Raw genomic sequence first — 22,250 nt, 5'->3', positions numbered from 1 at the left:
TCCTGTCAGGCGGGGTTGAGTCTGGCGGCGCCCGGCTCGATGGCGAAGGAGCCGGAGGTGTAGGCGGGGGCGTACGGCTCGGTGACGCGTGACAGCGACCGGAAGTCGACCTTCATCTCCTGCTGGGTGAGCTTGGTGCGCACGTAGCCCCGGCGGCCGTTGAAGAACTTCACGTGCGGGTTCTCGTTGAGCAGCACCTGCGTGTTGGGGTATTCGTCCAGGCCGTTGCCGGCGCTCGTCACCGACGTGGTGACCAGCTCGACGGCCACGGACTTCGACTCCGGGTCCTGGTAGTCCCGCTTGACCTCGCCGGCCCAGTGGCTGTGCACGTCCCCGGTGAGCACGACGGCGTTGCGCTTGTAGGTGTCGATGGCGGCCGTCAGACGGTTGCGGGAGGCGACGTAACCGTCCCAGCCCTCGTTCGAGTAGCCCTTGCCCTCGCCGTTCGTCCAGTCCATCTCCATGAGGAAGACCTGCTGGCCGAGCAGGTCCCAGGTGGCGCGCGAGCCCCTCAGCTCGCCGTCCAGCCAGGCCTCCTGGTCGCGGCCCAGGATCGTGCGGTTCGGCTCCAGGCGGTCGAGGCAGTCGGGGCCGACGGTGCCGCTCTTGCCGGTGCACGCGTACAGGTCGCGGTACTGGCGGGTGTCGAGCAGGTGCAGGTTGGCCACGGCGCCCCAGCGGATGCTGCGGTAGAGCTTGAGCGCCGACCCGTTCGGCTTCTGGGCCCGGCGCAGCGGCATGTTCTCGTAGTACGCCTGGAAGGCGGCGGCCCGGCGGGCGAGGAACGGCGGGTCGGGCTGCTCGGGCACGTCGCCGGCCCAGGCGTTCTCGATGTCGTGGTCGTCCCACACCACGACCCAGGGGGCGATGGCGTGGGCCAGCTGCGACTCGGGGTCGGCCTTGTGCTGGGCGTGGCGTAACCGGTATCCGGCCAGGTCGAAGCACTCGCCGCCGGCCTGGTCGCGGACCGGGTACTTGTAGTCGCCGTACTCGTAGATGTAGTCGCCGAGGAAGGCGATCAGGTCGGGCTGGTCCTCGGCCATCCTGCGGTACGGCGTGAACCAGCCGACCTGGTAGTCGGCGCAGGAGGTGAACGACAGGTTCAGGGCGCGGCTGCGGGTGCCGGGGGCGGGCGCGGTGAGGGTACGGCCGACGGGGCTGAGCTCGCCCTCGGCCTTGAAGCGGTAGAAGTACTCGGCGCCCGGCTGGAGGCCGTCGAGCTCGACGTGCACGCTGTGGGCCGCGTCGGTGCGGGCCACCTCGGCGCCGCTCCGTACGACGTGCCGGAAGTTCTCGTCCTTGGCGAGCTGCCACTGGACCGGCACCGGGCGGTCCGGCATGCCGCCGAGGCCGTCGAGGGCGACCGGGTTCATGGCGAGCCGGGTCCACAGGACCACGCCGCCGGGCGTGGGCTCGCCGGAGGCGACGCCGAGCTGGAAGGGGTCGGAGAGAGGGGCGCGCCGGACGGCCGCGCGCACGGGTTCGGCACCCAGTGCGGCGGAAATGCCCAGGCTCGCGCCCCCGGCGAACAGTGAACGCCGGGTGATCATGGGGGTCCTTACTTGACGGTGGCGTTGCCTTCGGCCACGGCCTGGTCGGCGGCGGCCTTGGGGGTGAGCTTGCCGAGGTACATCTCGTTGAAGATCTGGTTGAGCTTGGTCTCGAAGCCGGTGAAGCCGGTGGTGACCGGCAGCGGGAAGGTCGAGCCCGTGGATTCCTGCTCGAAGGGCGCGACGTCGATCTTCTTGGCCTTCCAGTAGTCGACGTAGCCCTGGCTGAGGCCGTTGAGCGCGGGGAAGACGTAGCCGCCGTCGGCCATCATCTTCTGCGGCTCCTGGGTGCCGAGGTATTCGGCCAGCTTCATGGCCTCCTTGGGGTGCTTGCTCTTGGCGTAGACGGCCTCGGCCAGGCCGTTCAGGTTGACGGAGCGGCCCTGCGGCCCCTCGGGCATGGCCGCGACGCCCATCTCGAACGTGGCCTCCGGCGCCACGAACGGCAGCAGCGCGTTGTTGGCGGGGAACATCGCGACCTTGCCCGCCTTGAACATGTCGGTGATCTTGCCGGTGGGCGGGTTCGTCTGGGTGGCGGGCGGGGCGACGTGGTGCTTGTTGACCAGGTCCACGCCGAACTGCAGCGCCTCGACCGACGCCGGGTCGTTGAAGGCGTACTTGCCGAAGGGCTTGTCGACGAGCTTGCCGCCGTTGGAGCTGACCCAGTTCATCCACTGCGTCTGGTAGTGGTTCCAGGAGGCGAAGCCGTACGTCTTGACCTTGGCGGGGTCGAAGCCCGCGTCGCCGGGGTGCTTGCCGGCCTCGTCCACGGTGAGCTTGCGCGCGGTGTCGAGCAGGGTGCCGGTGCCGTCCTTGGCCCAGGTCAGCTTGTCGGGCATCTCGACGCCGGCCTGCTTGAACAGGTCCTTGTTGTAGAGCAGGCCGACGATGCCCCAGTCCTTCGGGACGCCGTAGAGCTTGTTCTCGTAGGTGAAGGAGCCGACGACGGTCTGGTGGTACTTCGACGCGTCGACCTGGACCGGCGACAGGACGCCCTTGGTGACGTACTCGGGGAACTGGGTGGGGGTCATCCAGAAGACGTCCGGCGCGGTGCCCGCGACGACGTCGGCGGTGAGCTTCGTCCAGTACTGGTCGTACGGCAGCAGCTCGATGTTGACGTGGATGCCGGGGTTGGCCTTCTCGAAGGCCGCCATGACCTTCTCGTAGCCGACCTTCTGCTGGTCGTCCCAGAGCCGGTACGTCAACGTGACCTGATCGGACCCGCCTCCGCCGCCCGAGCCGCAGGAGGTGAGGGCGAGCAGGGCGGCGCCGAGCAGCGCCCAGCGAATCGGGGGGTTGCGCAACATTCGCTGACCTCTTCTTACTTGAGACCTGTGAGAACCACGGATCTGACGATGTGCTTCTGGAAGAAGATGAAGATGGCCACCATCGGGACCAGCGCGATCAGGCTGCCGGCCATCATGAGGTTGTAGTCGACGCCGATGCCCTGCTTGAGCGTGGCGATGGCCACCGTGATGACCTTGGTGTCGTCGCCGCTGGTGATGATCAGCGGCCAGAGGAAGCTGTTCCAGGACGAGATCACGGTGATGATCGCCAGCGTGCCGAGCGCCGGGCGGCAGAGCGGGAGCATGACGCGCAGCAGGATCGTCAGCGGGCCCGCCCCGTCGATCCGCGCCGCCTCCTCCAGGCCGGCGGGCAGGGTCTTGAAGAACTGCCGCATCAGGAAGATCCCGTACGGGGTGCCGAGCACGTACGGGGCGAGCAGGCCGTACCAGGTGTTGACCAGGTCCAGCTGCCGCATGATCAGGAACAGCGGGATCATGGTGACGGCGCTGGGCACCATCATCGTGGCCACGAACAGCCAGAACAGCGCGTCCCTGCCCCTGAACCGGAGCCGGGCGAACGCGTACGCGGCGAACGTGGTGAACACCAGCTGCCCGGCCGTCAGCAGCGCCGTCATCACGGCCGTGTTGAGCAGGTAGCGGGGGAAGTCGCCGGCCAGCATCTTCGTCAGGTTGTCCGTGGTCGGCGGCAGCCCCGGCAGCCACGGGGCCGTCTCGCTGAGCTGCCCCTGCGTCTTGAACGCGGTCAGGACCACGAGCAGGTACGGGAAGACGGAGACGAACGCACCGATGGCGAGCACGGCGTACAGGAAAATTCGCTTGGCCACGAGTCTCTCAGCTCAGGTCGTAGGTGGTGCGCTTGCCGAAGAACCTGACCTGCGCCATCGTCACCAGGAAGATGATCAGGAAGAGCAGCGTCGACAGCGTGGCCGCGTAGCCGAAGTCGAACTCCTTGAACGCGGTCTGGTAGATCCGGAAGTTCAGCACCTCGGTGGTGTGGCTGGGGCCGCCGTCCGTCATCGCGAACACCGTGTCGAACACCTGGAAGGCGCCGATCAGGTTCGTCACGCTGACGAAGAACATCGTGGGGTTGAGCAGCGGCAGCGTGACCCGCCAGAACCGCTGGGCCGGGGTCGCGCCGTCGGTCTCGGCCGCGTCGTGCAGCTCCTTCGGGATGCCCTGCAGGCCGGCCAGGAAGAACAGCATGTTGTAGCCGGTGTACTGCCAGATGCTGACCAGCGCGACGGCGGGCAGCGCCCACGCGGGGTCGGACAGCCAGTCGGGGCCGGTGACGCCGACGAGCGCGAGCGCGCTGTTGATGGCGCCTTCGCGGGGGTCGAAGATCCAGTTCCAGATCAGGGCGAGGACGATGGGCGTGGCCATCCAGGGGACCACGAAGAGCGAGCGGTAGAACCTGACGCCCTTGACGCGCTGGTTGAGCAGCATGGCGAGGGCCAGTGCGAGCACGGTCTGGAGCGGGATGCACAGCAGCACGTACGCGACCGTCACCCCGAGCGAGTGCCACGCCTGCCCGTCCCCCGCCAGGCGGCGGTAGTTGTCCAGCCCGACGAACTCGGGGGACGAGAGCAGCTCCCAGTCGAAGAGGCTGAGGACGAGCACGATGAGCATCGGCAGCAGGAGGAACGCGATCACCCCGAAGAGGCTGGGGGCGACGAAGAGGTAGGCGTGCCAGCCGCTCCCCCGCCTCTTGGCCACCTTGACGTCCGCCACCAGGCTGCTCCGCGCGATGTGGGTGGTCACGAGGGGTCCGTCGCCGTCGGGACCATGAGGCGCCTGGTCGTCTCCAGGCCCCAGTCGTCCAGCGCCGCGATCGGGTCGCTCGACCCGCGCAGGCCGCCCGTGCCGGCGATGTGCGCGGCCCACTCCTCCCGCGCCTCCACCTCGGGGCGCAGGATGATGCAGTCGGGGTCGTTCACCCACCAGCGGGCGTGCAGGAACTCGCGGGCCGCGCCGGTGAGCCGGGCGCCGAGCTGGGACGGCTGGCTGATGTCACCGGACTTGGGCTGCAGGGTCGGCGCGATGTCCGGGCTGACCCGCATGACGTCGACCAGGCCGATGCTGGGCAGCATGGGCGCGCCGCACCCGTGCAGGGTGGCGTCCGCGCCCGCGCCCCGGCGGATCAGCTCCAGGCCCCGCCGGTACGCGGCGATCGGGTCGAGGTCCTCGTGCCGCCCGCCCGCGAGGGCTCCCGCGTAGATGAAGTCGAGCTTGAAGTGGCTGATGCCCATGGCGCTGAACGTGCGGAAGACGTTCACGAGATGCTCGGCCGCCTCCGGGTTGGTGACGTCGAGCACGGCCAGCTCCTGGTCCCACATGCGCCCGGCGTACGCGTCCCTGACCAGCCAGTCGGGGTGCTCGCGGAAGATCCGGCTGCGGTGGCCGACGAGGAACGGCGCGGTCCAGATCCCGGCCCGCCGCCCGGCGCCCGTGACGGCGTCCACGGCCCGCGCCAGCGAGCCGAACTCCGGCCGCCCCTCCAGCCAGTCGCCGATCTCGGCCTCGTAGCCGTCGTCGACGAGGAACATGTCGGCGCCCAGGCCGAGGCGTTCGGAGCTCTGGAGGTTCTCGATGACGTCGGCGTCGGTGACCTTGTCCCAGTAGCCGTACCAGGTGCACCACATGGGCGGGACGGCTGGGAACGTCCGCTTCTCCGTCATGGTGTCCGCCCAGTCGCGCAGGGCCTGGTCCAGGCCGCCTTCGGCGCGGTGGTGGCGTACCGGGCCGTCGGCGGAGATCACCAGGCGGCCGCCCTCTTCACGCGCCCTGATCGAGGGCACCTGGAGGGGGCTCGGCGCGGACCAGAGCTCGACGGAGCCGTCGCCCGGCTCGACGGCCAGCAGCCCTTCGCCCTGGAACACCCCCCGGGGGATGGGGGTCTCGGGGCGGTAGGCGAGGATCTGGATGGTCTCGTCGGCGGGCCGGGGCGGAGCGTCCGTCAGGCGGTACGCGCCGGTGGGGCTCCACGACTGCCAGCCGTGCTCGAACACCCGCGCCTCGCCAGGGCCGCACCTGATCTCGCCGATGTCTTCGAACGACATCCTCAATCCTCTCGACTTACGAAGGAGCACTTCATTAGTAGCACCGGCGCTCCGGCGGGGTCAATGACGGATTTTTGCCGCAATAACAGGAGGTGGAGGCGGCGCGTACAGCCGTCAATCGCTGGCATAATCTCTGGTTACAGAGGAGACCTACTTAAGGACGGCGATGGCGGACGTTCGCGGCGGCGACCTGTCCCGGCTGCGGCAGCTCAACTCGCTGACGGCCATCCGGGAGCTGCGCAGGGCGGGGCCGCTCACCCTGTCGGCGCTCGCCGAGCGCACCGGCCTGTCCCGGCCGTCCATGAAGGAGGTCACCGACGAGCTCATGGGCCTGGGCTGGGTGGAGGAGGTGCCGCCGAGCCCAGGCACGATGGGCCGGCCGGCCCGCCGCTACCGCTTCCGCGCCGACAGCGGCTACCTGGTCGGGGTGGACATAGGGGGTCACAACATCCGCGCCGCCCTGTCCGACCTGGACGGCGAGATCCTCGCCGAGACCCGCCAGCCGGTGCTGCCCGACGACCCGATCGAGGAGCGCCTGGCGGCGATCGAACGCGCCGTCTCCGGCTGCCTGGCGCTCAGCCGTACGTCGGTCTCCGACCTGTGGATGATCTCGGTCGGCACGGTCGGCGTGATCGACGTCGAGGGGCGCGTCATCTACTCGGCCGCCGTACCCGCCTGGCGCGACCTCGACCTCGCGGGCAAGCTGCGCGAGATGTTCCCCTGCCAGATCCTCATCGAGAACGACAGCCGCCTGGCCGCCATGGCCGAGACCCGGCGCGGGGTGGCCAAGGGCGCCAGGGACGTGGTGTTCATGCACGTCGGCCGGCGCATGGGAGCCGGGTTGATCATCGGTGGGAAGGTGCACAGGGGGTTCGGGGCGGCGGCCGGGGAGATCTCCATGCTGCCCGAGGCCCGCTGGTACGACCCCGCAGAGCACCTCAACACCTGCCCGTCCCTCCCCGAGGGCACGCCGCCCGAGGACGCGGCCGGCTGGACGCTGGCCGCCGCCCGCAACGGGGACCCGGTGGCGCTCGCCGCCGTCGAGCGGTACGTGGACGACCTCGCGGTGGGCACGGCCGCGATGGTGCTCATCCTGGACCCGCAGATGGTGGTGCTGGGCGGCGGCTTCTCCCGCTCCTCCGACGTGCTGCTGGGGCGGCTGCGGGAGCGGTTGGAGCGTACGTGCATGCGGATGCCGGAGGTGCGGGCGTCGACGCTGGGGGACGAGTGCGTGGTGGTGGGGGCCATCGACTACGCGGTCGACCACCTCGACGACCAGCTCTTCACCCCCGACAGAGGCCCCCTCCCGTTCACCCGCTGACGCCCTTGGGTCAGGAGGGCGGGCGGCGGCGGGCGCGGTAGTCGCGGGGTGGCAGGCCGTACTCGCGGCTGAAGGCCCGGCTGAAGTGGAACGGGCTGACGAACCCGGACGCCGCCGCCACCTGCCCCACGTCCAGGTCCGTCACCTCCAGCAGGCTCGCGGCGTGCCGTACCCGCGCCTCGCGGACCGCCCGCATCGGGCTGCGCCCGGTCTCGGCGGCGAACAGGTGGGCGAAGCGGGACGGCGAGAGCGCGACGGCACGCGCCAGCGAGGCGACCGAGTGCGCCGCTCCGGGCTCGGCGGCGATGAGCGCGAGCGCCCGGCGTACCCGCTCGTCGCCCTCGTCCGGCCGCCGCGCCCCCTCGGGCCGGGCGGAAGCGGTGGCCAGGACGATCGCCTCCTCGACGGCCCCCAGCACCAGCTCACGCACCGGCCCCGACAGGACGACGGCGGGCAGCCGCGCCCCGGCGGAAGCCGCCACGGGCGGGTACACGTCGGGCAGGGGCGCGGCCGGCACCCACCGGGCGTCCTGGAGCGCGCGCTCGAACGCCAGCCCCATCCGCCCGCGCACGCCCACCGGCACGCCCCCGACCAGATGGCACCCGTCGCCCCGGGCGAACGGCCCCAGCCAGGCCGCCCACGAAGGCCGGGGCTGGAAGTGCACCCACCAGAACCGCCACCGCTCCGCGCCCGGCAGCACCCGGTAGTACTGCGAGACCCCGGACCCGAGCACCGCCAGGTCCCCCGCCCGGACCTCGAACGACGCGCCGCCCTGCGCCACGAACCCCGCCCCCGCCTCCGTCCACAGCAGCAGCCAGCTCGGCGACCCGGCGGGACGGCGGGTGGCGTACCCGGGCGCATTGTCGTAGTGGCCGACGATCGTCAGCTCGGCAGCAGGAACAGACATGTCCTCAGCGGTCACAGGCATACCGTTCCACGATCCCGGTCTCTAGCGTGGGAAACATGAGGCTCAACGACTTCCACGATCAGGGGTACTTGCTGGTGCCCGGTCTCCTCGCCCCGGAAGAGGTGGCCGAGCTGCGCGACGCGTTCATGGCGCTGCACGCCAAGGGGCCGATCCCGGGTCACTTCGCGCCGCAGCCGCAGGAACCCGGCCGGCCGTACGACATCCTCCGTGACTACCCGCGGATCATGCACCCTCACCAGGTGAACGACCTGGCCCTGCGGTATCTGCTCGACACGCGCATCGCCGCGATTCTCCGCGACATCCTAGGAGAGGAGCCGATAGCAGCCCAGAGCATGTTCTACTTCAAGCCGCCGGGCGCCAGGGGCCAGGCGCTGCACCAGGACAACTTCTACCTCCGGGTCGAGCCGGGCACGTGCGTGGCCGCATGGGTGGCGCTCGACAAGGTGGACCGGGCCAACGGCGGCCTCGAGGTCGTGCCGGGGACACACCTCATGGACCTGTTCTGCCCGGAGGAGGCGGACCAGGACATCTCCTTCACCAGGGAGTACGTGCCGCCGCCGCCCGGCCTGACGAAGGTGCCGGTGGACATGGAGCCCGGGGACGTGCTGTTCTTCAACGGCAGCCTGGTGCACGGCTCGGAGCCGAACAGCACGGCCGACCGCTTCAGGCGCAGCTTCATCTGCCATTACGTGGGCCGCTCGGCCGAGCGGATCGCCGAGTACTACCCGACGCTCACGATGTCGGGCGAACCCGTCCGGCTGGAGACGTCCGTGGGCGGCGGCCCCTGCGGCACCGAGATCACCGGCCCCCACTAAGCCGCGTACCCGCGGAAGAGGTCAACCGCCGGAGATGTCGGACTCCGCGTCGCCTTCGGGGATCACGCAGTCCCAGGGGTCGTCCAGCCACCCGTCCGGCAGCAGGACCTTGGTCCGCTCCCCCGACTTCCCGCGCGGTGTGTCCGTGTTCGGCGGCCACGGCTGGTCGTGCTCCAGCTTCGCCAGCCCCTCGCGCAGCCCGTCGAGCGACTCGGCCGTGGCCAGCTCTCGCCGCAGCTCGCTCCCGACCGTGAACCCCTTCAGATACCACCCGACGTGCTTGCGGAAGTCGGCGACCGCGTACCGCTCGATGTCGAAGCACTCGGTCAGCCCTTCGGCGTGCCTGGCCATCACCTCGGCGACCTCGCCGAGCGTGGGCCGGGCCCGCTCGGGGCTGCCGTTGAACGCGTTCTCCAGGTCCTTGAACAGCCACGGCCGCCCCAGGCAGCCCCGCCCGACCACCACGCCGTCGCACCCGGTGCGCGCCACCATGCGCAGGGCGTCGTCGGCGCACCAGATGTCGCCGTTGCCCAGCACGGGAATCTCCGGCACGGCCTCCTTCAGCCGGGCGATGGCCTCCCAGTCGGCCACTCCCCCGTAATGCTGCTTGGCCGTGCGGGCGTGCAGCGCGATCGCCGCGACGCCCTCCTCGGCCGCGATCCGCCCCGCGTCGAGATACGTCAGGTGATCGTCGTCGATCCCCTTGCGCATCTTCATCGTGACGGGCAACGACCCCGCGTTGGCCACCGCCTCCCGCAGGATCCGCCGCAGCAGATTCCTCTTGTACGGCAGCGCGGACCCGCCCCCGCGCCTGGTCACCTTGGGCACCGGGCAGCCGAAGTTCAGGTCGACGTGATCGGCCAGGTCCTCCTCGGCGATCATCTTGACCGCCCGCCCCACGATGTCGGGATCCACCCCGTACAGCTGGATGCTCCTGGGCCGCTCCGACTCCGCGAACCTGATCATCCGCAGCGTCTTCGGGTTACGCTCGACCAGCGCGCGCGTCGTGATCATCTCGCAGACGAACAGGCCCGCGCCCTGCTCCCTGCACAGCACCCGGAACGGCGCGTTCGTGATGCCCGCCATCGGCGCCAGCACCACGGGCGGCCAAACCCCAATCGGCCCAATCTTCACTCCGTCAGTTGTAGCGCAGGTCAGGTCGTAACCGGTATTCGTAAACGTCACGTTGCCACCCGCGCATCGCTCACACGTTCTACCCGCACCGGCCAAAGCCTGGTAATCTCATGGTCACTCAGGGTGAGCGCCCACGCCTCCCCGCCCAGGTGGGCAACGATCCCAGCCGGGTATGCCTGACGCAGGATGGCTAAGCTGATCAGAGACGTTGTTATTCGCATCTTGAGCGGAGAGAGGACGGATGCTTCTTCGCGTACGGGTGGCGCTGCCCGACAAGCCGGGTTCGCTCGCACAGGTGACCAAGGTCCTGGGGGCGTCGGGGGCCGACATCACGCAGGTGACCGTGCTCGACCGGGGCGCCGGCCAGGCCGTTGACGACATCACGGTCTTCTGCGCGGAGAGCACGCCCAGGCAGTCGCTGGTCAAGAGCCTGGAGACGGTGGAGGGCGTGGCGGTCGAGGGCATCTGGACCACGCGGGAGGCTCCAGGCACGTACCCTGAGCTGGAGATTCTCAAGTACATCACCACGGCGGGCGACCGCGCGCTCACCACGCTCGTCGACTCGCTCCCGGTCCTGTTCAGCGCCGACTGGGCCGCCACGACCGCCGAGCGGCGCGTCCTGTACGCCAGCTGGCGTGCCCCGAAAGACCTGATCGTCCCGGAGGAGACCCCGTCCCGCCCGACGGCCGTCACCCTGGAGGAGGGGCTGCACGTCATCCACGCCCCGCTGCCGCCCCTGGCCCTCTCCCTCCTCCTGGCCCGCTCGGAAGGCCCCGCCTTCCACCGCATCGAGGTCCACCGGCTCACCCGCATCCTGGAGATCTTCCTCAGCCTGCCCGCCACCGAGCGGAGCGTGGCCCGCCAGCTCCGCAAATAGGCGCACTCCACCGCTACGCGTAACCATCCGGTCGGCGAACGCGCTAGAGTTGTCGAGGCAGCAACGCGGAAGTGGCTCAGTGGTAGAGCATCACCTTGCCAAGGTGAGGGTCGCGGGTTCGAATCCCGTCTTCCGCTCGGAGAGATTCGACTCGGTGGCGTGGCCGAGAGGCGAGGCAGCGGCCTGCAAAGCCGTCCACACGGGTTCAAATCCCGTCGCCACCTCCACGGACGATTAGCTCAGCGGGAGAGCGCTTCCCTGACACGGAAGAGGTCACTGGTTCAATCCCAGTATCGTCCACCAGTTCAAGAGTTAAGCCCCAGCTCACGGCACATGCCGAGAGTCTGGGGCTTCTTGTTGTCCTCGGTTGATCATGGTTGCCGTCAGCACCGGTGCTGACGTCTGGCCCAGCTTCATCCACTACGACCGCTCCATCACGCTCAGCTCGCTGTCGGCTCGACGCTCTTTTGATCGGCCGGAGCGACCTTGAGGCCCTCACCTTCGACGGCTTCGTCGTTGCCGTCATCCCGTGGGACGAGTGCCCGCGCAAGTTCCGTGACCTTGTCGAACAGGGCAAGAACGAACTCACGCCCCTCCGACCGCCAGATCAAGATGGGCAACGCCGGCGCCATTATGGTGACAAGCGGGATGAGGAGAAGAACCAAGAGCGCGCCGAGCGCCACTCGCTGCCAGGTTGCGTTTAGAACGATCATCTGCGATCCCGGTCCACGGTCCGTTGGGTCACTTCCCAGACGCTTGCGCGTCTTCCCCCCATGACCGCGTGTCCGCCAGCACGGGCATCGCGGATGATCCAGCCGCTTCGTCGGCCCTGAGTGACCATCCCCGCAGCACATCACTCTGGATCGCTTCGCCAAAAAACACTAACCGTCCGCTCCGAACTGAGCAAGTGCTCCGAAGCGCCATGAGGAGGTAACGCATGGCCCGACGGCTTCGATACCTCCCTGATCAGATCAGCCCAGCCGCGAACGCTTCCGCCCATCCGTCCCAGGGACTACGACGAGTTCACCGTTGAGGCGGTGAGCGCCAAGAACAGCCCTCCCGAGCCGGTTACACCTGACGTCGCAGCTCAGGTCGACGTGATCGGCCAGCCCTGCCGAGCCTCCTCGGCAACGGAATCCCGCCCTCGACGTCGTCCTGAAACGTCGGTGCCGCGTGCTTGGGTGGGCCTATGCGTTACGGCATCGACATCGCGATCCTCGGTGAGCTCGCAGAGCCATCGCGCTTGGTTCATCTGGCTCGGGAGGCCGAGGCCGCCGGATGGGATGCCGTGGTGGTGTGGGATCACCTTGCCTTCGCCTGGGGGACGCCATCGGCCGACCCGTGGGTGGTGCTGGCCGCCGCGGCCCAGGAAACCTCCCGTGTCCGGTTGGGCACCGCGGTGACCGCCGTGGCCCGGCACCGTCCGGAAACGCTGGCTCACACCGTGGCCACTTTCGATCGGCTGAGCGGCGGCCGGGCGATCCTGGGTGCCGGGCTGGGCGGAGTGACCGCCGAGTTCACCGCGTTCGGCTCGTCCCGGCCCGGTGGGCACGTGCTCGACGAGGCGCTGGAGGTCATCTCCTCGCTCTGGTCCGGCGCCGAGGTGCACCACCGGGGCGCCCACTACACGATCGACGGGGTACGCCTGTCGCCGCTGCCCCTCCAGCGCCCCCGGGTCCCGGTGTGGGTCGGCGGCTCGGCTCCGGGCGCTCTTCGCCGGGCCGCTCGCTGGGACGGGTGGATCGTCGGCGGCGACGACCAGGAGTGCCGCATGACGCTGTCGCCGGACTCGCTCGCCGTTCAGGTCGGAGAGGTGCTCCGGCACCGGCCTTCAGCCTCGGGTTTCGACGTGGCGATCATCGGGGTCAGCGAGCCTGGCTCCTCGGTGAGGGCTTACGCCGACGCGGGCGCCACCTGGTGGCTGGAGCACCTCCACGGATATCGGGGCTCCATGGAGCAACTCGTGGAGCGCGTCAAGGCGGGGCCGCCGCACGTGGGCTGAGGCCTTTGTCGTTCGCGCCTCCAGGCCGGTGCCGGCGTCACCTGTCACGGTGGTGAAGCCGGAGGTGACGGCCCTGCCAGCGTGCCCGCAACCACCGGTCGTGGCTGGCGATCACGATCGCGCCGGGTCCCGCCGAGCCCATCGCCTCCTCCAGTTCGTCGGAGAGGCGGGGCGAGAGGTGGTTGGTGGGCTCGTCGAGCAGGAGCACCTCCGGCGGGTCCGCCACCAGCAGCGCCAGCGCGAGCCGCCGGCGCTGGCCGACGGACAGCTCGCCCACCCGCAGGTCCACGTCCCGCCGGCCGATCAGGCCGAGGGAGCGCAGCGGCACGGCCTCGGCGCGCTCCGCTCCCAGTGCCAGCTCGTACGTCTCCCGCACCGTGCGCTCCGGCCGCTCGAACACGGTGTCCTGGGCCAGCAGCCCGACGGTCAGGCCGCGCCGCCGCCGCACCTCGCCCTCCGCGTCGAGCCGGCCGGCCAGTACTGCCAGGAGCGTCGACTTGCCCGCTCCGTTCGGCCCGGTGACCAGCAGGCGCTCCCCTGGCGGCACGTCGAGCCGGTCGATCGCGAGCCGTCCCGGCACCCGCACGTCCCGCAACGACAGCAGGGGCGCGTGGGGAGCGACATTCTCCGGCGCGTCGGGTGCGGCTTCCTCGGGCGCGGGGGTGCTCAGGGCGGGAGTGGCGTCGTCCGGCGCGTGGGAGGCCAGGGCCGGAGGGTGGAAACGGAGTGGCGGCGGTGGGGCGGGGACCTGGTCGCGTTCCAGCTCGGCCAGCCGCCGGGCGGCGTTGCGCACCCTGCGCGAAATCTGGCTCTGCACGCGCCCACCGCGGTGCCCGTACCCCATCTTCTCGTTGTCGCGCCGCAGCCCGTCCAGCGCCACCCGCCGCGCCGTCACCGCGACGGACCGGCGCAGCTCGCCGAGCTCGGCCTGCTCCTCCACGTGCCGCTGCTCCCAACGCTCCCGCTCGGCCCGCTTCTCGGCCAGGTACGCGCCATACCCGCCCCCGTACCGGACGGGCCCGTCCACCGCGGGGTCGAGGTCGATCAGGTCCGTGCAGACCGCGTCCAGGAACGCCCGGTCGTGGCTGGCCACGACCACGGCCCCGGTCATGCCGCGCAGCTGCTCCTCCACGAACACCGCGGCGGCGTCGTCCAGGTGGTTGGTGGGCTCGTCCAGCAGGAGTGCCGCGGGCCGCCTGATGAGCAGCGCCGCCAGGGCGAGCCGCCCGCGCTGCCCGCCCGACAGCGACGCGAGCGAACGGGAACGCGACACGCCACCCAGGCCGAGCCGGTCGAGGACGATCTCCGCGCGCCGGTCGGCGTCCCAGGACTCGCGCTGTTGGGCCTGGTCGAGCCGGGCCCCATACGCTTCGAGCAGAGCGGCGTCGTCCGGGGCCCCGGCGAGCGCCCGGGTGAGCCGGTCGAGCTCGGCCAGGTCGGCGCGCGCCTCGCGCAGGGCGTCGTCGAGCACGTCGGCGACCGTGGCATCGCCGTCGAACGGCAGCTCCTGGTGCAGGTAGCCGAGGTCGGCGGGGCGGAGGACGGCGCCGGAGTCGGGCTGGTCCACCCCCGCCAGCAGCCGCAGCAGGGTGGACTTGCCCGCGCCGTTCTCGCCGATCAGCCCGATCCGGCGGCCGGGGGCGGCGGTGAGGGTGACGCCGTCGAGCACGCGCCGCGTGCCCAGCGTCCGTACGAGGTCGCGGGCGAGCAGCGCGTCACTCACCGATGGGCCCTCCGGTCTCCAGCAGCCGGCCGCCGGACAGCTCCAGCCGGCGCTCCACCCCGATCTCCGCCAGGAACCGCTCGTCGTGGCTGACCACCACGAACGCCCCCTCGTACGAGCCGAGCGCGCTTTCCAGCTGCCCCACGCTGACCAGGTCGAGGTTGTTGGTGGGCTCGTCGAGCAGCAGGAGCTGGGGAGCCGGATCGGCGCAGAGCACGCAGGCCAGCGTGGCGCGCAGCCGTTCGCCGCCCGACAGCACGCCCACCGGCAGGTGGGCGCGGGCGCCGCGGAACAGGAAGCGGGCGAGCAGGTTCATCCGCTCCGCCTCCGGCATGCGGGGGGCGAACGCGGCCAGGTTCTCGGCCACGGTGCGCTCGACGTCGAGCAGGTCGAGCCGCTGCGACAGGTAGGCGACCCGGCCGTCGGCCCGCCTGGTCGTGCCGCCGTCGGGCGCCAGGTCGCCGCTGATCAGGCGTAGCAGGGTCGACTTGCCCGCGCCGTTGGGGCCGGTCAGCGCGATGCGCTCGGGCCCGCGGACCGTCAGGTCGACACCCGGCTCGGCGAACAGGCCACGGGCCTGCAGGTGCTCGCCGTGGAACACCGTGCGCCCGGCGGGCACGTTCGTGCCCGGCAGCTCCAGCGTGATCTTCTGGTCGTCGCGCAGCGCCCGCCCGGCCTCGTCGAGCCTGGCCTTGGCGTCGCTGACGCGGGCGGCGTGCATCTGGCCCGCCCGCCCGGCCGACTCCTGGGCGCCCCGCTTCATGTTCCCGGCGAAGATGCGCGGCAGCCCGGCGCTCTTGAGGTTGCGGGCGGCGTTGCTCGCCCGGCGGTCGGCGCGCTCGCGGGCCTGTTGCATCTCCCGCTTCTCGCGCTTGAGCTCCTGCTCGGCGCTGCGCACGTTCCGCTCGGCGGCCTCCTGCTCGGCGCGTACGGCCTCCTCGTACGCGGTGAAGTCGCCGCCGTAGAAGCGCAACTCCCCCCGGTCGAGCTCGGCGATGCGGTCCATCCGGTCGAGCAGGGCCCGGTCGTGGCTGACCACGAGCAGGCAGCCGCTCCAGTCGCCGAGCACGTCGTAGAGCCGGCGGCGGGCGGCGAGGTCGAGGTTGTTCGTCGGCTCGTCGAGCAGCAGGACGTCGGGCCGCCTGAGCAGCTGCGCGGCCAGGCCGAGCGAGACGACCTGGCCGCCGCTCAGCGTCCGCAGCGTGCGGTCGAACACGAGATCGCCGAGCCCCAGCCGGTCGAGCTGGGCGCGGGTGCGCTCCTCGATGTCCCAGTCGTTGCCGATCGTGGTGAAGTGCTCCTCACTGGCGTCGCCCGACTCGATGGCGTCCAGCGCGGCGATCACCGGGGCGATGCCGAGGACCTCGGCCACGGTCAGGTCGCCGGTGAGGGGCAGGCTCTGCGGCAGGTAACCGAGCAGCCCGCTGACGGACACGCTCCCGCCTCCGGGCCGGTACTCGCCGGCGATCAGCTTGAGCAGCGTGCTCTTGCCCGCGCCGTTGGGGGCGACGAGGCCCGTACGGCCGCCGCCCACGGTGAAGGACAGGTCGCTGAAGACGGGCGTGTCGTCAGGCCAGGAGAAGGACAGGCTGGAGCAGATGATGAACGCGTCGGACATGCGAGAAGACCTCGTGAGAGAACGCGGGCGCGCCGAAGCCGCCCGGTAAAGGGGACAGGGGTTCGGGAATGACGACGAGGGCCACATCGGCGGCGGTCATGTGCGCCTGCCGGGGCCGGTCAATCTCCGGTATCACCCGGAGATGTCGTCGTCACCTGCCACGTCTGGTCTCCTAGCTTCTGATCACGAGCGTTTCACACCATAGCACCCGCTGGGCGCCGGCTATCCCTGGTCCCTTTCGCTCGGGACCGGGCCACGGCTATCCCCTGCTCCTCTTCGCCCGGGTCCGGGCCACGGCTTCCGCGACCGCGCCGTGGTTGCCGTCGGCCCAGCCGACGTGCTGGACGATGCGCTCGATGCGCCAGCCGTCCGGGGTGCGGAGCATGTGGTTGGTGTACGAGCCGCGCAGCAGGTAGAAGTCGCCGCCCTCGGACCCTTCGAGGAGGTGCTGCGCGTACATGGCGGAGTGGCAGATCGCCCGGTCGGGATCGTCCGGGTCGAATTCGACGACATGGTTCGGGCTGATGTGCTGCGTGGCGGTGAACCCGTCGAGGGCCTCGCTGATGCGGCGGACGACCTCGTCGCGGGCGAAGCTTCCGGCCGGGCTGCCCAGTTCGGAGTAGTCGGTGTACACGGGGTCGGTGAAACAGGCGGCGAACAGCTCCCAGTCACGGCGATCGACGCTGATCGCGTACTTGGTGACCTGCTCGACGATCTCGACGCGGTCTTCGAGCCGGCGGATCCGGGCTCCGAGGTCGGTGGCCATGCACGTTCTCCCAGCCGTTGAGGGCGGTCTCTGAGCGCTCAACCATACGGTGATGGATTATCCGAAGAAAGACGATATGAGACAGGACTATCCGAGGAGCATGCGATAGCATCCCCTCGTGCCCCGAGACAGTGACCGCTCCGTGCCGGCCGAAGACCTGACCTGGCTGGCCCATCGCGCCGCCGAGGCGCTCAAGGAGGCCTTCAACAGGGTGTCGCGCGCGGCCGGCCTCGCCGACCTGCGGGACTGGCTCGTCCTCGCCCTGGTCAGCGACGGCTCGCAACGCACTCAGCTCGAGATCGCCCGCGAGCTCGACATCGACAAGACGACGCTGGTGGCCATCATCGACCGCTTGGAGAAGGACGGCCTGATCGTCCGCAACGTCTCCGAACGCGACCGGCGCGTCCGCATTCCGGCGACCACGCCGAGGGGCGTCGAGGTGAAGAACCAGGTCGCCGTGGCCCGCGACGCGGCCATCAGCGAACGCCTCGCCGCCATCCCGGCTTCCGAGCATGCCAAGTTCCACAGCATGCTGTGGAACATCGTCGAAGGCGCCTGAAACAGCGCCGTCCCTGAGTGGTGCTCAGCGCAATCTCGTCGGGATCGGGGCGCGCTCCCACGGGAGTGGCGAGCGGGGTATCCGGGCGGGCTCCAGCAGGCCCGCTCGGCAACCACGTATCGGGGGGCTCCCGACGAGCGGAGGTTTTCGGGGGTCGAAGGGGGCGGAAGCTCCCTGGGAGGCGCTGGCTGGAATCCCGGGTGCGGAGCGGCCCCGTCGTGGAAGGCCGTGCTTTTCTGGAGGCGGGCCGGGCGGTGATAATGGTCCGCGCGTTCGGGGTCGGCGGCTGTTAGCGTTATCGGCAAGGGGGTGAGCCTCCGTGAGATCCAGGGACGGCAGGCCTGCGGTGCTCATGGACGTAGCCGTGCTCGCCGGAGTCTCGGCCATGACCGTGTCGCGCGTGCTCAACGCGCCGGATCGGGTGCGGGCCGAGACCAGGGCGCGCGTGCTCGCCGCCGTACAGGAGCTCGACTACCGGCCCAACCAGGCCGCGCGCCAGCTCGTCACCGGGCGGTCCGGGGTGCTCGGGGTGGTGAGCATCGACACCACCCTGTACGGGCCCGCCTCCACGCTCTACTGCATCGAGCAGGCCGCCAGGAACGCCGGGTTCAACGTGAGCATCGCCAGCCTGCCCTCGCTCAGCCGTAAGTCGATGGAGGAGGGCGTGGAACGGCTGCGCGACCAGGCCGTGGACGGCGTGATCATCGTCGCGCCGCACGAGTCGGCCGCCGACGGGCTGCGGCATCTGCCGGCCGAGATGCCCGTGGTCGCGGTCGACGCCGGGGACGACATCCCCGTGCCCGTGGCCAAGGTCGATCAGCGTACGGGCGCGGCCAGGGCCACCCGGCACCTGCTCAGCCTCGGCCATCGCACGGTGTGGCACGTGGCCGGGCCCGCCGACTGGCTCGACGCGAACGGGCGCATCGAGGGGTGGCAGGGCGTGCTGGAGTCCGCCGACCGGCCGGTGCCCGACGTGCTGCGGGGTGATTGGAGCTCGCGTTCCGGCTACCAGCTCGGGCAGCAGCTGGCCCCGAATCCGGAGGTCACCGCCGTGTTCGCGGCCAACGACCAGATGGCGCTCGGCGTGCTGCGCGCCCTGCGTGAGGCCGGGCGGCGGGTGCCGGAGGATGTGAGCGTGGTCGGGTTCGACGACATCCCCGAGTCGGCCTACTTCTGGCCGCCGCTGACGACCGTACGCCAGGACTTCCACGAGGTGGGCCGGCACGCCTTCCACCTGCTGCTGGACCGGATGGCGGGAGCGTCGGTCGACGCGCGGCGGCTGGTGGAGCCCGAGCTGGTCGTGAGGGAGAGCACCGCCCCGGCCCCGGAGGCGTAGGAGGCGGCAAGGACCGGAGGCGAGGATCCGCCGGTGAAGTCTGCGGCGTGGTCCCGTGCTCAGCCCGGCGCAGGTGCCGGGCCGAGCATCGGCGGTCAGCCCCGGGAAGGTGCGGGGCCGAGCATGAGCGGTCAGCCCCGCGAAGGTGCCGGGCTGAGCGCCAGTGGTCAGCCCGGTGGGGTGGTGGTTACGGGCGGGCCAGGCGGATCACGTTCCAGGAGACCGGGGGCAGGAGCACGCGGGCCGGGTCCTGCTCCACGTCCGGGTTGGCCCGGGGCGCGATCCGGTCCGGGTCGTCGGCCGTGTTGCGGGCGTAGACGTCCGGGTCCGTCAGGGTCGTGGCCTCGACGATGCGGGCGCCGCCGAGCGCCCGGGTGTCGATCTCCAGGGAGAGCGGCCCGTCGGTGGAGCGGTTGACGGCGAACAGCGTCGTGCCCTCCTCCGAGTGCGTGGCCACCGCGTGCAGCAGCGGCACCTCGCCGAACTGCGCCGTCTCGTACGACGGCGACACCGGCTCCACCCGCAGCACGTCGCCGGCCGCGAGCCGGGACGCCTGCGCGAACGGGTGGAAGGTGGTCTGGCGCCACGCCCGCCCGCCGGGCTCGGTCACGATGGGCGCGATGACGTTGACGAGCTGGGCCAGCGACGCTGCCGTGACCCGGTCGCTGTTGCGCAGCAGGGTGATCAGCAGGCCGCCGAAGGCGACGGCGTCGGCCAGGTGGTAGTGGTCCTCCAGCAGCCTCGGCGCGATCGGCCAGTCGGCGGGCGGCGCGGCGTTCTGGAAGCGCGACAGGTACCAGACGTTCCACTCGTCGAAGGAGAGGTCGATCCGCTTGCGCGACTTCAGCCTGGCGCCGACGGAGTCGGCGGTGGCCACGACCGAGCGGATGAAGTACTCCATGTCGGTCGAGCATGCCAGGAAGCTGCCCAGGTCGCCGTCCTTCTCCTCGTAGTACGCGTGGCAGGAGATGTAGTCCACCACGTCGTACGTTTCCTCCAGCACCGTGGCCTCCCACGCGCCGAAGGTCGGCATGCTGGAGCTGGAGCTGCCGCAGGCGACCAGTTCCAAAGACGGGTCCACCATGCGCATGGCGCGGGCGGTCTCCGCGGCGAGCCGGCCGTACTCGTGGGCGGTCTTGTGCCCGGTCTGCCAGGGGCCGTCCATCTCGTTGCCCAGGCACCACATCCTGATCGCGTGCGGCTCCTTGGAGCCGTTGGCGATGCGCTGGTCGGACAGCGCGGTGCCGGACGGGTGGTTGCAGTACTCCAGCAGGTCGAGGGCCGCCTCGATGCCGCGGGTGCCGAGGTTGAGCGCCATCATGGGCTCGACGCCGGCCTTGCGGCACCAGCGGACGAACTCGTCCACGCCGACCTCGTTCGTCTCGGTGCTGTGCCAGGCCAGGTCCAGCCGGCGGGGGCGCCGATCGACGGGACCGACGCCGTCCTCCCAGCGGTAGCCGGAGACGAAGTTGCCGCCCGGGTAGCGGACCGTGGACACCCCCAGCTCCCGGGTCAGGTCGAGCACGTCGCCGCGGAAGCCGTCCTCGTCGGCCGACGGGTGGCCCGGCTCGTAGATGCCGGTGTAGACGCAGCGCCCGAGGTGTTCGACGAACGTGCCGAAGGTGCGCCGCCGGACCGGGGCGACCTTGAACGCGGGATCGAGCGTGAGTTTTGCCTGGTGCACGGAGAGATCTCCTGGGTTTCGCGGGCGTTACGTGATCCAGATTGTTAGCGATAACAAGGAGGCCGGTCAAGGGGTGCACCACCAGGTGGCGCTGGTCAGGGAGGGGACTTGACACGCCGGTTGTTACCGCTAACACTCGGGTAACCCCAACGAAACAAACGGCCCCCGACCTCAGCGGAAAGCGACAGCTCGCAGGAGAGGCCACCGTGCAAGATCCCCCTCACATCTCCCGCCGCCTGCTTCTCGGCGGAAGCCTCGCACTCGCCGGCGCCGCCGCCGGATGCGCCATCCCCGTCGGGCTCGGCTCGTCCCAGACCCGGGTCCAGTACTGGCACTTCCTCGGCGCGAGCGACGGGATCATCATGAACAAGATGGTCCAGGCGTTCGCCAAGGACAACCCGGACGTCTTCGTCGAGGAGAACGTGCTCGCCTGGGGCGAGCCGTACTACACGAAGATCGCGATGGCCGGCTCCGGCGGCCGTTCCCCCGATCTGGCCACCTTCCACCTGGCCCGCCTGGCCGGGATCGGCGCGGGGCAGATCCTCGACCCCATCAACGTGAAGCTGCTGGAGGAGGCCGGCCTGCGGGCCGCCGATTTCAGCCCGCCCATCTGGGAGCGTGCCCACCTCGACGGGGTGCTGTACGCGATCCCGTTCGACGCCCACCCAATGGTGCAGTACTACAACACCGACATCTGCGGGAAGGCCGGGCTGCTCGGCCCCGACGGCAAGCTGAAGCCCACGACGGGCGTGGACGAGCTGGTGGCGGCGCTGAACAAGGCCAAGGAGGTGATGGGCGGCAAGCCCCCGCTGGCCTACGACGCGCTCGGCATCGGCACCGTGGGCCCCTGGCGCGTGTGGTACTCGCTCTACCCGCAGAGCGGCGGCACGCTGCTGTCGGACGACGGCACCAAGATCGCCATCGACGACGCCAAGGCGCTCGAGGTGCTGCGGTTCATGCGCCGGCTCGGGGAGGAGGGGCTGTGCGACCGGCGCACCGACTACGGGGCTTCGGTGGCCAACTTCACCAACGGCCAGGCCGCGTTCCTGTGGAACGGCGACTGGGAGACCACCGGCCTCAAGGAGCGCAAGACGCCGTTCAGCATGACCCGGTTCCCCAACGTGTTCGGCTCGGGGGCGGCGCAGGCCGACTGCCACTCGTTCGTGCTGCCGCACCAGCGCAACCGCGACCCCGAGGTGGAGCGGGCCACGTACCGGTTCATCGCCTACCTGGTCAAGAACAGCGCGGACTGGGCGGTCGCCGGGCACGTGCCCGCGTACCTGCCGGCGCTGGAGGAGCCCGAGTACCTGTCTCTCCAGCCGCAGTCGGAGTACCGCTCGGTCATCACCGACGTCGCGCTCGACCCGCAGGTGTGGTTCACCGGGTCGGCGTCGCGGCTGTGGCTCGAGTTCGGGCAGGCCTTCTCCCCGGTCATCACCGGGGACCACACGCCGGAGGAGGGCCTGGCCGCGGCCAAGGCGGCGCTCGACCGGCTGCTGTCCGCCCCGAACCCCTTCCCCGCCGAGGAGCGCCAATGACCGGGTTTGTCGAGGTCACCAATGAACACGGCACCT

The 22,250-nt window shown here is 70.5% G+C and carries 19 protein-coding genes and 3 tRNA genes; 10 read left to right on the top strand and 12 right to left on the bottom strand.

Going from position 1 to position 22,250, the window contains the following annotated elements:
* Positions 1–5 precede the first annotated feature (5 nt).
* From ACWEPL_RS22650 to ACWEPL_RS22630, 5 genes are read right to left on the bottom strand one after another with little or no spacing between them, the layout of a single operon-like run.
* Positions 6–1,550: an alkaline phosphatase D family protein gene (locus ACWEPL_RS22650; protein WP_452437373.1), complete on the bottom strand. Its 1,545-nt coding sequence runs from the start codon at positions 1,548–1,550 to the stop codon at positions 6–8.
* 8 nt (positions 1,551–1,558) lie between these two features.
* Positions 1,559–2,857 (bottom strand): ABC transporter substrate-binding protein, encoded by a 1,299-nt coding sequence (locus tag ACWEPL_RS22645; RefSeq protein ID WP_452437372.1) that lies wholly within the window; start codon positions 2,855–2,857, stop codon positions 1,559–1,561.
* A gap of 14 nt (positions 2,858–2,871) precedes the next feature.
* The gene (locus tag ACWEPL_RS22640) at positions 2,872–3,681 is read right to left on the bottom strand and encodes a carbohydrate ABC transporter permease (RefSeq protein ID WP_363972336.1); all 810 of its coding nucleotides are present in this window, start codon (positions 3,679–3,681) and stop codon (positions 2,872–2,874) included.
* Positions 3,682–3,688: 7 nt separating this feature from the next.
* Positions 3,689–4,615: a carbohydrate ABC transporter permease gene (locus ACWEPL_RS22635; protein ID WP_397371849.1), complete on the bottom strand. Its 927-nt coding sequence runs from the start codon at positions 4,613–4,615 to the stop codon at positions 3,689–3,691.
* Positions 4,612–5,913, bottom strand: coding sequence for a glycoside hydrolase family 36 protein (locus tag ACWEPL_RS22630; protein ID WP_452437371.1), 1,302 nt, complete (start codon positions 5,911–5,913; stop codon positions 4,612–4,614). Before ACWEPL_RS22630 ends, ACWEPL_RS22635 begins: the two co-directional genes overlap by 4 nt.
* 166 nt (positions 5,914–6,079) lie before the next feature.
* On the opposite strand from ACWEPL_RS22630, the gene ACWEPL_RS22625 reads away from it, so the two are divergent.
* Entirely contained in the window at positions 6,080–7,234 is a 1,155-nt protein-coding gene (locus tag ACWEPL_RS22625) for an ROK family transcriptional regulator (protein WP_363972344.1), read from the top strand.
* Between the two features lie 10 nt (positions 7,235–7,244).
* Here the strand turns inward: ACWEPL_RS22625 and ACWEPL_RS22620 are convergent, their stop codons facing one another.
* Positions 7,245–8,141: a helix-turn-helix domain-containing protein gene (locus tag ACWEPL_RS22620; protein ID WP_452437370.1), complete on the bottom strand. Its 897-nt coding sequence runs from the start codon at positions 8,139–8,141 to the stop codon at positions 7,245–7,247.
* A 56-nt stretch (positions 8,142–8,197) separates the two neighbouring features.
* Between ACWEPL_RS22620 and ACWEPL_RS22615 the strand changes: the two genes are divergently transcribed.
* Positions 8,198–8,977: a phytanoyl-CoA dioxygenase family protein gene (locus ACWEPL_RS22615; protein ID WP_363972350.1), complete on the top strand. Its 780-nt coding sequence runs from the start codon at positions 8,198–8,200 to the stop codon at positions 8,975–8,977.
* Between the two features lie 21 nt (positions 8,978–8,998).
* Here ACWEPL_RS22615 and dusB read toward each other — a convergent pair whose 3' ends face one another.
* Positions 8,999–10,111, bottom strand: coding sequence for a tRNA dihydrouridine synthase DusB (gene dusB, locus ACWEPL_RS22610; RefSeq protein ID WP_452437369.1), 1,113 nt, complete (start codon positions 10,109–10,111; stop codon positions 8,999–9,001).
* Between the two features lie 241 nt (positions 10,112–10,352).
* Here dusB and ACWEPL_RS22605 point away from each other — a divergent pair, with 241 nt between their 5' ends.
* From ACWEPL_RS22605 to ACWEPL_RS22590, 4 genes are all read left to right on the top strand, one after another.
* Positions 10,353–10,988 carry an ACT domain-containing protein gene (locus tag ACWEPL_RS22605; RefSeq protein ID WP_355198235.1) on the top strand — a complete coding sequence of 212 codons (636 nt, stop codon included), beginning with the start codon at positions 10,353–10,355 and terminating at the stop codon, positions 10,986–10,988.
* A 65-nt stretch (positions 10,989–11,053) separates the two neighbouring features.
* A tRNA-Gly gene (locus ACWEPL_RS22600) sits at positions 11,054–11,125 on the top strand.
* A 16-nt stretch (positions 11,126–11,141) separates the two neighbouring features.
* Positions 11,142–11,215: transfer RNA gene (locus ACWEPL_RS22595), tRNA-Cys, on the top strand.
* Position 11,216: 1 nt separating this feature from the next.
* Positions 11,217–11,291 (top strand) — tRNA-Val (locus ACWEPL_RS22590).
* A 137-nt stretch (positions 11,292–11,428) separates the two neighbouring features.
* On the opposite strand, the gene ACWEPL_RS22585 is transcribed toward ACWEPL_RS22590, so the two are convergent.
* Positions 11,429–11,701 carry a hypothetical protein gene (locus ACWEPL_RS22585; RefSeq protein WP_363972357.1) on the bottom strand — a complete coding sequence of 91 codons (273 nt, stop codon included), beginning with the start codon at positions 11,699–11,701 and terminating at the stop codon, positions 11,429–11,431.
* A gap of 476 nt (positions 11,702–12,177) precedes the next feature.
* Here ACWEPL_RS22585 and ACWEPL_RS22580 point away from each other — a divergent pair, with 476 nt between their 5' ends.
* On the top strand, positions 12,178–12,990 hold the full coding sequence (locus tag ACWEPL_RS22580) for an LLM class flavin-dependent oxidoreductase (RefSeq protein WP_452437368.1): 813 nt from the start codon (positions 12,178–12,180) through the stop codon (positions 12,988–12,990).
* Positions 12,991–13,027: 37 nt separating this feature from the next.
* Here the strand turns inward: ACWEPL_RS22580 and ACWEPL_RS22575 are convergent, their stop codons facing one another.
* The 3 genes from ACWEPL_RS22575 to ACWEPL_RS22565 form a co-directional block, all read right to left on the bottom strand.
* Positions 13,028–14,713, bottom strand: a complete 1,686-nt coding sequence (locus ACWEPL_RS22575) for an ABC-F family ATP-binding cassette domain-containing protein (protein WP_452437367.1) — start codon at positions 14,711–14,713, stop codon at positions 13,028–13,030.
* Positions 14,706–16,331 (bottom strand): ABC-F family ATP-binding cassette domain-containing protein, encoded by a 1,626-nt coding sequence (locus ACWEPL_RS22570; RefSeq protein ID WP_452437366.1) that lies wholly within the window; start codon positions 16,329–16,331, stop codon positions 14,706–14,708. Before ACWEPL_RS22570 ends, ACWEPL_RS22575 begins: the two co-directional genes overlap by 8 nt.
* Before the next feature lie 259 nt (positions 16,332–16,590).
* Positions 16,591–17,097, bottom strand: a complete 507-nt coding sequence (locus tag ACWEPL_RS22565) for a nuclear transport factor 2 family protein (RefSeq protein ID WP_452437365.1) — start codon at positions 17,095–17,097, stop codon at positions 16,591–16,593.
* A gap of 118 nt (positions 17,098–17,215) precedes the next feature.
* Here ACWEPL_RS22565 and ACWEPL_RS22560 point away from each other — a divergent pair, with 118 nt between their 5' ends.
* Both ACWEPL_RS22560 and ACWEPL_RS22555 read left to right on the top strand, forming a co-directional pair.
* Positions 17,216–17,656 carry a MarR family winged helix-turn-helix transcriptional regulator gene (locus ACWEPL_RS22560; protein ID WP_452437364.1) on the top strand — a complete coding sequence of 147 codons (441 nt, stop codon included), beginning with the start codon at positions 17,216–17,218 and terminating at the stop codon, positions 17,654–17,656.
* Positions 17,657–17,975: 319 nt separating this feature from the next.
* Complete coding sequence (locus tag ACWEPL_RS22555; protein ID WP_452437363.1) at positions 17,976–18,992, top strand: LacI family DNA-binding transcriptional regulator; 1,017 nt, start codon at positions 17,976–17,978, stop codon at positions 18,990–18,992.
* A 187-nt stretch (positions 18,993–19,179) separates the two neighbouring features.
* On the opposite strand, the gene arfA is transcribed toward ACWEPL_RS22555, so the two are convergent.
* The gene (gene arfA, locus ACWEPL_RS22550; protein ID WP_452437362.1) at positions 19,180–20,676 is read right to left on the bottom strand and encodes an arabinosylfuranosidase ArfA; all 1,497 of its coding nucleotides are present in this window, start codon (positions 20,674–20,676) and stop codon (positions 19,180–19,182) included.
* A 206-nt stretch (positions 20,677–20,882) separates the two neighbouring features.
* On the opposite strand from arfA, the gene ACWEPL_RS22545 reads away from it, so the two are divergent.
* A complete protein-coding gene (locus ACWEPL_RS22545) occupies positions 20,883–22,214 on the top strand; it encodes an extracellular solute-binding protein (protein ID WP_452437361.1) in 1,332 nt (443 codons plus the stop codon).
* Positions 22,215–22,250 lie beyond the last annotated feature (36 nt).

The sequence above is a fragment of the Nonomuraea sp. NPDC004186 genome (genome assembly GCF_053603495.1).
This window is presented reverse-complemented; position numbering and strand designations above follow the sequence as displayed.